This is a genomic window from Nonlabens sp. Ci31 (genome assembly GCF_012974865.1).
Lineage (GTDB): Bacteria > Bacteroidota > Bacteroidia > Flavobacteriales > Flavobacteriaceae > Nonlabens.
Genome location: NZ_CP043633.1, coordinates 646,959 through 659,703, shown reverse-complemented (window position 1 = coordinate 659,703; position 12,745 = coordinate 646,959). Strand labels below are relative to the sequence as shown.

Annotated in this window: 15 protein-coding genes and 1 pseudogene; 13 read left to right on the top strand and 3 right to left on the bottom strand. The window is 35.6% G+C overall.

Annotation, left to right across the window (positions count from 1 at the left end):
- The first annotated feature begins 21 nt into the window (after window positions 1–21).
- Window positions 22–1,121 (top strand): annotated as a pseudogene (locus F0365_RS02970) (IS3 family transposase).
- A 106-nt stretch (window positions 1,122–1,227) separates the two neighbouring features.
- Window positions 1,228–1,623, top strand: a complete 396-nt coding sequence (locus F0365_RS02965) for a hypothetical protein (RefSeq protein ID WP_169932311.1) — start codon at window positions 1,228–1,230, stop codon at window positions 1,621–1,623.
- A gap of 320 nt (window positions 1,624–1,943) precedes the next feature.
- Here the strand turns inward: F0365_RS02965 and F0365_RS02960 are convergent, their stop codons facing one another.
- Entirely contained in the window at window positions 1,944–4,178 is a 2,235-nt protein-coding gene (locus tag F0365_RS02960) for a polyribonucleotide nucleotidyltransferase (RefSeq protein WP_169932310.1), read from the bottom strand.
- A 299-nt stretch (window positions 4,179–4,477) separates the two neighbouring features.
- Window positions 4,478–4,747 carry a 30S ribosomal protein S15 gene (gene rpsO, locus F0365_RS02955; RefSeq protein ID WP_169932308.1) on the bottom strand — a complete coding sequence of 90 codons (270 nt, stop codon included), beginning with the start codon at window positions 4,745–4,747 and terminating at the stop codon, window positions 4,478–4,480.
- Window positions 4,748–5,133: 386 nt separating this feature from the next.
- Between rpsO and F0365_RS02950 the strand changes: the two genes are divergently transcribed.
- The 10 genes from F0365_RS02950 (at window position 5,134) to F0365_RS02915 (ending at window position 10,657) form a co-directional block, all read left to right on the top strand.
- Window positions 5,134–5,838 (top strand): hypothetical protein, encoded by a 705-nt coding sequence (locus tag F0365_RS02950; RefSeq protein WP_169932306.1) that lies wholly within the window; start codon window positions 5,134–5,136, stop codon window positions 5,836–5,838.
- A gap of 739 nt (window positions 5,839–6,577) precedes the next feature.
- On the top strand, window positions 6,578–7,195 hold the full coding sequence (locus tag F0365_RS02945) for a TIGR04282 family arsenosugar biosynthesis glycosyltransferase (protein WP_169932305.1): 618 nt from the start codon (window positions 6,578–6,580) through the stop codon (window positions 7,193–7,195).
- Complete coding sequence (locus F0365_RS02940) at window positions 7,195–8,013, top strand: purine-nucleoside phosphorylase (RefSeq protein ID WP_169932303.1); 819 nt, start codon at window positions 7,195–7,197, stop codon at window positions 8,011–8,013. The genes F0365_RS02945 and F0365_RS02940 overlap by 1 nt, the downstream gene beginning before the upstream one ends.
- Before the next feature lie 323 nt (window positions 8,014–8,336).
- Window positions 8,337–8,744 (top strand): DUF547 domain-containing protein, encoded by a 408-nt coding sequence (locus F0365_RS02935; RefSeq protein WP_206071296.1) that lies wholly within the window; start codon window positions 8,337–8,339, stop codon window positions 8,742–8,744.
- Entirely contained in the window at window positions 8,737–8,958 is a 222-nt protein-coding gene (locus F0365_RS16420) for a hypothetical protein (RefSeq protein WP_206071295.1), read from the top strand. The genes F0365_RS02935 and F0365_RS16420 overlap by 8 nt, the downstream gene beginning before the upstream one ends.
- A gap of 35 nt (window positions 8,959–8,993) precedes the next feature.
- Window positions 8,994–9,698, top strand: a complete 705-nt coding sequence (locus F0365_RS02930) for a TIGR04283 family arsenosugar biosynthesis glycosyltransferase (RefSeq protein WP_169932301.1) — start codon at window positions 8,994–8,996, stop codon at window positions 9,696–9,698.
- Window positions 9,699–9,746: 48 nt separating this feature from the next.
- Entirely contained in the window at window positions 9,747–9,854 is a 108-nt protein-coding gene (locus F0365_RS16635) for a DUF6364 family protein (RefSeq protein WP_262889036.1), read from the top strand.
- Window positions 9,855–9,986: 132 nt separating this feature from the next.
- Entirely contained in the window at window positions 9,987–10,256 is a 270-nt protein-coding gene (locus tag F0365_RS02925; protein ID WP_169932300.1) for a DUF6364 family protein, read from the top strand.
- Window positions 10,253–10,471, top strand: a complete 219-nt coding sequence (locus F0365_RS02920; RefSeq protein ID WP_169932298.1) for a type II toxin-antitoxin system VapC family toxin — start codon at window positions 10,253–10,255, stop codon at window positions 10,469–10,471. Before F0365_RS02925 ends, F0365_RS02920 begins: the two co-directional genes overlap by 4 nt.
- Before the next feature lie 21 nt (window positions 10,472–10,492).
- Window positions 10,493–10,657, top strand: coding sequence for a hypothetical protein (locus F0365_RS02915; RefSeq protein ID WP_169932297.1), 165 nt, complete (start codon window positions 10,493–10,495; stop codon window positions 10,655–10,657).
- Window positions 10,658–10,712: 55 nt separating this feature from the next.
- Here the strand turns inward: F0365_RS02915 and gldA are convergent, their stop codons facing one another.
- Window positions 10,713–11,624, bottom strand: coding sequence for a gliding motility-associated ABC transporter ATP-binding subunit GldA (gene gldA, locus F0365_RS02910; RefSeq protein WP_169932295.1), 912 nt, complete (start codon window positions 11,622–11,624; stop codon window positions 10,713–10,715).
- Window positions 11,625–11,932: 308 nt separating this feature from the next.
- Here gldA and F0365_RS02905 point away from each other — a divergent pair, with 308 nt between their 5' ends.
- On the top strand, window positions 11,933–12,385 hold the full coding sequence (locus F0365_RS02905; RefSeq protein ID WP_169932294.1) for a hypothetical protein: 453 nt from the start codon (window positions 11,933–11,935) through the stop codon (window positions 12,383–12,385).
- The last annotated feature ends 360 nt before the right edge of the window (window positions 12,386–12,745 follow it).

Here is a 12,745-nt window from a genome sequence, read left to right as displayed (position 1 = left end):
ATCTTAATTTTAAACAGTATTATGAGAAAGAGTAAATTTTCACCACAGCAGATTGCAAAGATTTTAAAGGAGTTCGATAACGGGAAGAGCGTAGACCAAATCAGTCGCGAGCATAGCGTCAGTGTTGCCGCTTTTTACAAGTGGCGTTCCAAGTATGCCGGAATGAACCCCAAGGAACTAAAAAGGCTCAAGGAGCTGGAAGAAGAGAACCGAAGGCTCAAGCAGATGTATGCCACTCTAGCGCTCGACCATCAAATGGCGAAGGAGATCATTGAAAAAAAGCTCTAAAGCCCTGGCGTAAGAGAACTATTGGCAATGAACTTATTCATTACGGTATCAGTAGGGCGTGCCGTGTTCTAAATATGAGTAAGAGTGTTTATTAGTATAGACCATTGCCAAAGGATGATACAGAGATAGAAATGGCGCTGCAGAAAAAGGCTATAGAACATTCTGAAGAAGGTTTTTGGAAGGCCTATGACAGATTGCGCAACGAGGGAAAGCCTTGGAACCATAAACGTATGCACAGGGTTTACGTTGCATTGGGACTTCCCTTGAAACGAAAAGTCAAGAAGCGATTGCCCGCAAGGGTGAAAGAGCCATTAGGGGTTCCCGATGAACTTAACCATACTTGGAGTATGGACTTTGTAACGGATGTTCTAGAGAACAAAAGACGCTTTAGGGCCTTTAATGTTATTGATGATTATAATAGAGAAGCGCTGCATATTGAGATTGATTTTTCTCTTACCAGTAACCGTATCGTATGGGTGCTCAACCACCTTGTCAACAAAAAAGGAAAACCTAAAAAGATCCGGATGGACAACGGGCCTGAGTTTATTGCCCATATTGCCAATGACTGGAGTGAGATGCACGAGATAGAATTTAAATACATCCAGCCTGGAAAACCTACGCAAAATGCTTTTGTTGAGCGGTTCAATGGATCTTATAGAAGAGGGGTTCTCAATAAATACATCTTTGAAGATATAGATCAGGTAAGAGAACAGACACAAATATGGATGGACGATTATAATAACTATAGACCGCACGATTCACTGGGTAGTATATCACCTGTAAGATATGCTCAAGAGCAGCGTGTCGCTGCCGCTAGGCTCACTTTAAAATAGATTGGCTTTAAAGTAATAGTATGAAGAGAAAGCCAACCTATTTTAAAACGGAAAAAAACGATACATTTGGATTAACAAACAGTTCTAAATAGGGGAAGCTTACACAATGTTAGCTTTAAGTGATATAAAATTTGAGGAACTAGATGAAGATACAGCCAAAACTTTGATATTACCGATTATAGTTAAAACTGTTGCACAATTAGAATCTGAGGGTATTTCAAAAGAAGAGATTATCGAGGAGTTTGGTAGCTTAGAAAATCCAGAATTAATTTATATGAGTGTAGCTATGGTTGCTGCAGATAATGTCGATATTCAATCAGATACAGTAGATTGTATACTTCGAGCTACTGGGATACAAGCTATTCATGAAGCATTCTGGGGTAATTTTACAAACCGAAGAGTGCTTCTGAGAGCTGTTGGCAGACTAGCCACGCGAGCAGCTGTTTGGATAGGTGCTGCTCTCATAGTTGCAGATTTTGTTTTATGTATGAACGATAATTAATTTATTATGGAGCTATTATTTAATATATTATTTTCATTTTTCTTTGGTGTTTTAGGTCTCGTTTTTTTGTTTAATACATTTAAAGGAAGAGCGGTAGTAAAGAGAAAAATCTTAATCAGAAATTTTGGAATAAGTTTATTGTTAATCTTAGTTTCGATTTGGCGATTTACAAATTCGGTAATTGATTAATATTTATATTATTTTAAATAGACCCTGATTAGCTTTGTATAAAAAAACAAAAAAATGCCTCTTGAAATTTCAAGAGGCATTTTAAATTTATAACATTATCAAGCATTGTGATTCTCGATATGCTGTTTCAATTACTCAGATTTAGAGTCATTACTGTCGTTACTTGGACGTCTTGGACGATCATCACGACGTGGAGCGCGACGGTCATTATCACGTCTTGGACGGTCTTCACGTGGACGTGCTGGACGCTCTACATAACCTTCTGGCTTAGGCATACATTCTTTGCGAGATACTTTTTGCTTTTTAGTACGTGGATCTATACCCATGTATTTTACATCAAGAACATCTCCTACACTTAATACAGTAGAAGGATCTTCAATACGCTTGTAATCAAACTCACTTACATGAAGTAAGGTTTCTTTACCAGGCTTCAATTCTACAACAGCACCAAAGTCTAACATCTTCACCACTTTCACCTCATATACAGAGCCTACTTCTGGTTCAAAAATGATATTTCTGATACGTTCTAAAGCTGCTTCAATTTTAGCGCGATCTGTACCTGCAATTTCAATGATACCCATATCGCCATCTTCTTTGATGTTGATAACAGTCTCTGTTTCTTTTTGCATTTCCTGAATCACTTTTCCGCCAGGTCCTATAACAGCTCCAATGAATTTTCCTTCAATTTCCATAGATTCCATCTTAGGAGCGTGAGACTTCACATCTGTATTAGGGACAGCGATAGTGTCTGTCAGTTTTCCTAGTATGTGCATACGACCATCTCTAGCCTGCATTAAAGCATTAGTAAGGATTTTATAAGAAAGACCTTTTACTTTAATATCCATTTGACAAGCAGTGATACCATCTGCTGTACCCGTTACTTTAAAGTCCATATCTCCTAAGTGATCTTCATCACCAAGAATATCAGAAAGAACGGCATATTTATCACCATCTGTGATCAATCCCATGGCGATACCAGAAACTGGCTTTTTCATAGGTAGACCTGCATCCATCATTGCCATAGTACCAGCACAAACCGTTGCCATAGAAGAAGAACCGTTGGATTCTAATACTTCAGACACAATTCTTACGGTGTAAGGAAGGTCTTCTGGAAGCATTCTTTTAAGTGCACGTTGAGCCAAATTCCCATGACCTATCTCACGACGAGAAGTACCACGCAATGGGCGCGCTTCTCCTGTACAGAACGGTGGGAAGTTATAGTGCAAGTAGAAACGCTCTTCTCCTTCTTGAGAGGCCATGTCTATTACGTTTGCATCTCTAGAAGTTCCTAGAGTTACTGTTGCAAGTGCTTGAGTTTCTCCACGAGAGAAAATAGCACTACCGTGAGTAGATGGAAGGTAATCTACCTCACACCATATATCACGTATGTCTGTAGTCTTACGACCATCTAGACGTATTCCTTCATTAAGTAGTACATCTCGTACTGCCTTTTTATGAGTCTTGTTGAAATACTTACCGATCATTTTTCCATGACTGGCAATCGTTTCTTCATCAAAAGTGGCAAATAAAGCTTCTTTGATCTCTCCAAAAGCTGCACTGCGTTCTTTCTTACCGCTTCCTTTTTTTGCTACCTCATATACTTTATCATAAGTAAATTCAGCAATTTTAGCTTCGATGTCAGCATCTTCATCCTCACGATCGTATTCACGTACTTCTTTCTTTCCTACTTCTTCAGCAAGAGCAATTTGAGCAGCACACTGATCTTTAATAGCTTCGTGAGCAGCTTTTATAGCCGCGATCATATCTTCTTCAGATACTTCGCTCATCTCACCTTCAACCATCATTACAGAGTCGGCACTAGCACCTATCATCATCTCCAGATCTGCTTCAGCAAGCTGCGCATAACTTGGGTTAACGATAAATTCTCCTTCTACACGTGCAACGCGTACTTCAGAGATCGCACATTCAAAAGGAATGTCAGATAATTGAAGACAGGCACTTGCAGCAAGACCAGCCATAGCGTCTGGCATTACTTCTGGATCATGAGACATCAATTGAATCATTACCTGTACTTCTGCATGGTAATCTTTAGGGAATAAGGGACGCAATACACGGTCTACAAGACGCATAGTAAGTACTTCCCCATCATTAGGACGTGCTTCACGTTTGAAGAATCCGCCTGGGTATTTACCAGCCGCGGCAAATTTCTCACGGTAATCTACCGTAAGTGGAAGAAAATCAAGTCCAGTTGATTTGTAGCCGGACACTACAGTTCCTAGAAGCATTGCTTTTCCACATGTGATCACAACAGATCCATGTGCTTGTTTTGCAAGCGCTCCAGTTTCGATAGTGATATCAGGCCCATTGGCCATTTTGATCACTTGTTTAAAAACTTGTGGTTTCATAAATATAGTTAAACGTTCATCTCAAGTTGTGTGTGGTAGAGAAGGTGTTTAGAACTTGAACTTGAACCTGAAATCGAACTTTGAAAATTCAATTTTTATTTGAGCCCTGAGGCTTTCGATGGGCGATTCAATGAATAAGAACTGTTACTTTATGAGAAACCAGCTTTTGTTATGTCGCGATGATTTGTTTTAATTCTGCTTTCGCGAAAGCGGAATAGAGATAAGCTCTCCTAACTATCATATATGGTGTAAGTCGTTACACCAAAAATAAAAAAAGGGGACACGAAGTCCCCAATTCATTACTTTCTAATACCTAATTCTTTAATCAACTCACGATAAGCAACGACGTCTTTCTTCATCTTGTAATCAAGAAGGGAACGACGCTTTCCTACCAACTTCACAAGGCTACGTTCTGTGTTGTAGTCGTGACGGTTGTTTTTTAAGTGTCCTGTTAAATAGTTGATACGGTAAGTAAACAACGCGATTTGTGAATCAGTGTTACCTGTATCCTTTACGTCTTTACCGTATTTTGCGAAGATTTCCGCTTTTTTTTCTGGTGCTAAATACATGCCAAAATTATTTTATAATGAATATTATGTATGTCAGACTCTCTGACGATGCCTTGAGATTCATTCTCTTAGCGCCTGCAAAGATACGATTTAATTATATTATCAAGTATAATGTTTTTATTAGCTTATTAGTAATATTTTCTCATCAAGATTAAATACCATTTTCAATAATTTGTTTAATTAGAATGATTAATTGTCTTTATATAACTTAAACATTTGTTTTACATGTAGTTAAAAATATTTTAAAGAACTTTTAAATCTGTCTTAAGTCTTTTGTTGTGATGTTTTTTTTTTTTTCATTTGTAGGGATTTGCAAATCAATCTTTAGTATGCAAAAGTCGAAAAGCAATATGAGTAGGCATAAATTATCATTAAAATTATTAACTATGAAAATTATTAATCAGAAGTCAGGTATCCAGTTCATTGCATTTTTCTTTGCTATGACAATGATGTTTTATTCTTGTCAGCAGTATGAAGCATTGAATATTGAAGAGACTAATACTATTATGAAAAATACTAATACTATTGAAAGTAATTTCACAAATTTACAAGTGAATCTTCAGGGAGTTTCGGATTTAAATGAAAGACAGAGTATATATGATGCGTGGATCAGTACCTATAATTATTCTCAAACTGGAGCTGAAAATTTTCAGAATAATAAATTTTCAAATTTTCAAAATGTTATTAGCGAACTAGAGAATGATGGAAGATTTTCATCTCAGCTGATTAATGCTTACGCTAACATTGAAACTAATTTAAATTCATCCCAAGATTTTCAATATGCAGTGAATGCATTTGAAAATGAATCTTCTAGTTTGGAATTATCTGTGTTTGAACAAGAAAAAGTTAATTTATTCCTTCATACGTCAACATTTATTCTTAATACAAATATTAATCAAAACGCCATTGAAGGTGATTGTAATTGGTGGGAATGGACGCAGTGTGGTGTTGCGACTGCAACGCTTGCGGCTGAAGTTGCAGGTTTAACTGCGCTTATTGCAACAGGTGTAGGCGCTGTTATGGCTGTCGTTGGTTATCTTTATACAGCAGTTGTATGGTTACAGACTTGCGATCCATGTTTATCAAGATAAGCAATATGAAAAATAAAAGATTAAAACACATAAAATTATTGATCATATTTTTAGGTTTTTCTTGGGCGTTCTTTTTTTACGTTTACTTTATAGTGAAAAAAAATACCTTTAACGATATGTTTAATGATGTCCCATATGGTTTAATAGGAATATCATTTTTTCTATTAGCGTTATTATATGAATGGTTTAGTATTATTAAGAAAAATAATAGTGTCTAAGGAAAACTAACTACAATTTTATGAATAGACCAAGCCATTTTATTTTAAATAAAATGGCTTTTTTGTAATTATTTCCTCAAAAATCAATGATATTCTGGAATAAAAAATTAATATCATAATGACGATTATTTGCAAAAGTTTAAACAATCACAATTCATTTTTATTAACTCTATATTCAAAATAGGATTTTTTCAATTTTACTTTACATTTCGTACATAACCGATCTTTGTATCAGTTCTCTTATCAAATTATTGGCGTATGCTGGAAGTAATTTTGTATCGTATGGTATTTATACCATAAGAACTTCTCAATTCAACATCAATATCAAGTTAAGATTCACTTTTTCTTTCAACTAGTGACGTGGCAAGATAAAGTCAGGAAATCCTTTTTCTAATAAACAATTATATTTTTGAAATCTTTCTAGTATCTTACTTTTAAACAATAAATGAGCGTTAAATAATGCGTGTTGTCATAAAATCGTGAACTCTTTAACTTAATTTTGCATTCATAAATCTTTCTTTTTGAATACAAAAAACTCAAATTGCCTCATCATATTTACTCGCAATCCTGAATTGGGAAAGGGCAAACGACGTCTCGCCGCAACCGTAGGTGATCCAGCTGCTTTTGAGATTTATAAATTTCTTTTAGCACATACTCGAGAGATCACTAAAGACCTAAATGGCACTAAGCAAGTTTGGTACAGTGAAGAAGTGCAAAAGAATGATGATTGGGACACTGCTATTTATGATAAATACGCTCAGGAAGGGGAAGATTTAGGCCTGCGTATGAAAATTGCTTTTCTAGAAGCATTTAAAACACATGATCATGTCATTATTATAGGATCTGATATGTACGATATGAATCAAGCCGATCTTGAAAATGCTTTCGAGCAACTTAAATCGCACGATGCGGTTATAGGACCGGCAGAAGATGGCGGTTACTATTTACTAGGATTTACTAAAAAACTAGTAGCAGGTGTTTTTGAAAACAAAGAATGGGGTACAGAAAGGGTGCTAGAGAAAACACTCAACGATCTTAAAAACGTAAATTGTGCCGTGCTGGAAGAACGCAATGATGTAGATTATTATGAAGATATCAAGGATATTCCAGTATTTCAACAATTTTTAAAACATATATAATGCTCAGTAAAAAACAACTTTCTCAATCTATAAAATATTTACAATCACAAGGTTTTGACGCGCCAGAGGTAGGTATCGTTCTCGGTACAGGATTAGGTCAATTAGTCGATAGTATAGAAAACCAAAAAGTCGCTCATTACAATCAGATTCCTTTATTTCCACTTGCCACGGTAGAGTTTCATACAGGTAAGTTGATTTATGGAGATTTAGGAGGTAAAAAAGTAGTGGTGATGCAAGGTCGTTTTCATTTATATGAAGGTTATGACTTTATAGATATTACGTATCCGGTAAGAGTGATGCACGGTTTGGGAATCAAAAATTTATTGGTTTCTAATGCTGCAGGTGCGATCAATCCTGATATGAAAAAAGGTGATATGATGCTTATTGATGATCATATCAATTTGCAAGGTGGCAGCCCATTAGCATTTAAAGGTGTGAGCGAGTTTGGGGAGCGGTTTACAGACATGAGCGCCCCTTATGATAAAGAAATGAATGAGAAGCTCAAAAGTGTGGCCTCCAGTAAGGGCATAACTCTTAGAGAAGGAGTTTATGCCAGTGTTGTAGGTCCACAGTTAGAAACTAGGGCAGAGTATCGCATGCTCAAAATTTTAGGAGCTGATGCCGTGGGAATGAGTACGGTGCCAGAAATTATTGTGGCAAATCATTTGAATCTACCTGTAAGTGCTGTCTCTGTACTGACAGATGAGTGTGATCCAGAAAATTTAGCACCGGTTAATATCAGTGAGATTATTGAAATAGCAGGAAAAGCAGAGCCCAAAATGGTAGCTTTATTCAAAGGTCTGATCGAGCTGCTTTGATGGTACTCTTATAGATACCTGTTACAACCTAGTTAATTGTGACAGGTATATGGAGGCTTCTTAGTAATTTAAAGAAAACGCCAATTTTGAAGATTTTTTTATTTCTGTTTTTGTAATAAAAACAGAAGCTGATCTCTCTACTATTGGGGTCAAAACCTTCATACTACCTCATGAGATACACCGCTATATTAGCACTCGTGTTATTAACAGGATCTTATGTAGGTGGTGGAGACCTTTTTTAAAACCTTACCAGAAAATCAAGTCATACCTTCTGATAAAGGGCAACTGGACCACAATAAATGGGACGTATTGCTTAAAAGTATTTGGTTGCTGACGGTTTTATAGATTATCAAGGTTTTAAAAAACAGGAAGAGGAGTTGAAAGAATATTTGGATTACCTCAATGAAAACCCACCTCAGAAGACTTGGAGCATCAACGAGCAATTTGCTTATTATATCAATCTTTACCATTCAGATGCCATATATATTATTTTAATCAACGACCTGCCTGACAGCATCAAGGATATCGATGGGCCTTTGGGATCAGTATGGTTAAAGAAATTTATTAAAGTAGACGACAAAGAATACGCTCTTGCAGCTATAGAAAAAAATGTGCTTCAAAAAATGGGTAATGCAAGGATACATTTTGCTATTAACTGCGCTAGTTATTCCTGTCCTAAGTGTACAAAACACCGCATTTACCGCAGCAAATGTGAATGCGCTTATGAATAAAAGCGCAAAAGAGTTGATCAATTCAGATAAAAATGATTTCAGTGATCCAAACAATCCTAAATTGAGTTCTATCTTCAAATTTTATACGGAAGACTTGACTAGAAACGGAATGACGCTTGCTGAATATATCAATCAATATGCAGATACTAAAATTGCAGAAAAGGAAGAATACTCCTTTATCACCTACGATTGGTCTTTAAACAAGCAAAAATAAAACTCTGTGCTTATCTCTTACGTATATTTGATCGTATGACAAGCATCATCATTCCGGTTCTCAATGAAGAATTATGTATTTTAAAAGTACTCCACCACCTTCAAGAGCATGCACAAGAGGCAAATTCTTTGGAGCTAATTGTAGTGGATGGGGGAAGTACTGATGCGACTGTTCAATTAGTTACCGACTATGCCCCGAAACTTAATTTTAGTTCCATTAAAATGATCACTTCAGAAAAGGGCCGAGGCAAGCAACTGCATCATGGCGCAACACTCGCATCTGGAGAACTGCTATACTTTCTGCATGCAGATTCCTACCCGCCTAGAAATTACGACGCACATATAGTAAAGGCAGTAAAAGACGGAAACCCTGCAGGTTGCTTTAGAATGAAGTTTGACAGCTGGCACCCATGGTTAATAATCATAGGCTGGTTCACTAGGTTTTCATGGAAAGCGTGTCGTGGTGGGGATCAATCCCAATACATTACAAGAAAACTTTACGATAAAATAGGAGGTTACCATACCGAGCTACCTATTTACGAGGATTATGATTTGATCACAAGGCTTTACGAAAGCGATCAATACCATGTCATTCCAAAATGGTTAACAACCAGCGCTAGACGTTATCATGATAAAGGCGTTTTGAAATTACAGTGGTTTTATATGACGATCTATTGGAGAAAATATAAAGGAGCAACCATAGATGAATTATATGAGTATTACTTGAGTAAATGTGACTGATATACAGCGATCTATAATTAAGTACGTATATTTTAAAAATTCACACGTATTGCAAAGACTAGGTTAACTCTTACTGTAGAGAAAGATAATATCGAGCAGGCAAAAGAATATACTAAGGCTACTGGTGTTAGTTTATCAGAAATAATTCAAGATTAGCTATCGAAAATTGTTAGCGCAAACAAATAGGATACAGTAAATGAACCTATTTAGAGGTCTTAGAATTGAAAAATATCTGAATCCAACTGTTTTTTGATATTAATACGTATGTTTAAATTAAACACATGTGTGATGAATAGAAAGTTAACTTTAACTGTAGAAGAGGAAATCATAATAAAAGCAAAAGCTTATGCTAAGGAGACTGGACGTAGTTTGTCAGATTTAGTACAGAATTATCTTGATAAAATTACTAAGGATTATTCAGTCCATACAGACTTAGACAAAATAGCAGAAGAACCAAGTAGATATAGAAAAATGGCTGGAATTATTACGTCTAATCTCGATCCAGTCAAAGATCGCGACGAGCTTAGAGATATAAGCTTAGAAAAGTATAACAGATGATTTATTTTGTAGATACTAATGTTATTATAGATCTTTTATTGAATAGGCAACCTTTTTCTGAGAACGCCAATAGAGTTTTTGAAAGTGTGGATAAAAATAAATGGACTCTTTACACATCAGATAATGCGATAACGACCGCTTACTTTTATTTAAAAAGAGAAATAGGTGTAAAATTTGCAAAAGCCACTATTGCAAATTTTCTCGTGGATATGTAAATAGTTAGTGTTACTAAACAAATGCTGGCAACTGCAGCAGTAAGCAAATTCAATGTTTATGAAGATGCAGTCCAATTTCAATGTGCTATAACAATTAAAGGAATAGACGGCATCATATCAAGAAATAAAAGAGATTTCAAACACTCCACCATCCCATTTTTTGCTCCAGAAGAAGTACTTTATTAGATCAGAATTCAGAATTTTAATGATTGCCCACTGCTACTGAAAACTACTCATTATATTACTCTCCGGTCAGTTCTTGAAACATCGTTTCTAAATTTTTATTCCTTTTATTAAGTGATAATATCTTCAATTCATTATCATGTGCAAAATCAAACACCGCACTGCGCATGTCTTCTTTAGTTTCAAATCGCAAGCTGTAGATAAAACCAGGTATATTGATAAGATCAGTTACTTCTCGCACGCGATCGATTTGTTGCAGCAGTTCAGGCTCTACTTTATAATCAAATTCGACCTCGATCACCTGTACCGCATCGCTTTTTAAATTCTTCAAATAATCGTCAGCAACTATGTTACCTTTATTGATAATGATCACTCGATCGCACATCGCTTCTACTTCTTGCATGATATGCGTGGAAAGAAGAATAGTCGTGTTTTTACCTACTTCTTTAATGAGTTGGCGTATTTCTATAAGTTGATTAGGATCTAATCCAGTCGTAGGCTCGTCTAGAATGAGTACTTTAGGTCGGTGCAGCAGCGCATTTGCCAGTCCTACACGTTGCTTATACCCTTTAGAAAGTTCGTTGATTTTCTTCCCTACGTGAGAAGTCAGCCCGGTTTCTTCGATGACTTCGTCTATTCGCTTTTTAGAATCGGTTAATTTATAAACCTCTGCACTAAAAGAAAGGTATTCTTTTACATACATGTCTGGGTACAAGGGATTATTTTCTGGAAGGTATCCTATTGATTTTTGAACCTCGCGTTGCTCTTCCACTACATCATGACCGTTCACACTAGCTGTTCCTTCATTGGCATTTAGATAGGTAGTGAGAATGCGCATCATGGTGGATTTCCCAGCACCGTTAGGCCCTAAAAAACCAACTATCTCGCCACTTTTAATGGAAAAACTAACTTCATCGAGCGCTTTTTGCTGCCCGTAATATTTGGATACTTTGCTTACTTCTATAGACATAGGGTAAAGATATAAAACAATAAGATATTTGGTTGATTTTATATTTATTTATAATGTTACGGCTATAATCTACTGGTAAATAATTGATTTTGTTTGGGTTACTTTTTTTTCTTAAAAAGGGTTTGTAAATCTATTTCTGTTCAACTAAAAAAAATATAATTATTACTAACACAATTAAAAAATGTTTATTCCATTCAGTAATTATTTGTTTCACTTTTTTAATCCTTTCATCTTGTTCAGAAAAAGATCCAGTTGATTCAAATAAAGGAAATGGTAAAAAGTTAGCAGCGATTGAATATTTCAAAGCGATGAACCAAACAAAATCTGTAATTCAAGGATACGAGGGTTTTGAATATACTACCATCGAACTTGAAGAAAGTACAATAATACCCATAGTTTACGATGATGTAAAGGCTGTCGCTTTTGCGATGGATGAAAATGATGAAATTCTAGGTACAATAAATATGAAAATATCTGATTTAGGGGATGGTAATTCAGATTTAGTTTTATTTGTTAATGACACCGAAATGGAAGGTTTTTCTTATATGGAGGGAGAATTAGTAAATTCATTTGTCGCCTCTGGCTTTAGTACTATGTCAGATTGTGAAGAAATGGAAGGTGAGTCATGCGCAGGTTGTCATTACAGAGAAGCAATGGATAATATGACCGGCGATACACAAGCAATATGTGCTATGACCCGGTCAATATGTCCGTTTGTTGCGTATGTACGAGCAACTATACATTGTAAGTTTAACCATTAAAATAATTAAATTGTGAATACAGTACAAATATTATTTTGGTCAATTAGTCTACTGATGCTTGTAGCTATTATTTCTGTATCTGTAAAGGTTTACAAAAAACAGCTAAGTACACAATCCTTAAGTTTGGATTTTAGCAATTGTATTTTTACCATTACTAGGGAGCTTATTATATTTTGCCTTAGCAGTAAGATTAGACAAGAAACTAGCGTAGATATTGTACATGATAAATTAGGCATAACAATCTACAGATTGTTATGCCTTTATTTTTTTATAAAAAATCCCTACTACAACGATAGAGTTCTAATTTCCATATAAAAGTCATTGGAAAATCACATAATTAAATAAATCTATTTTACATTA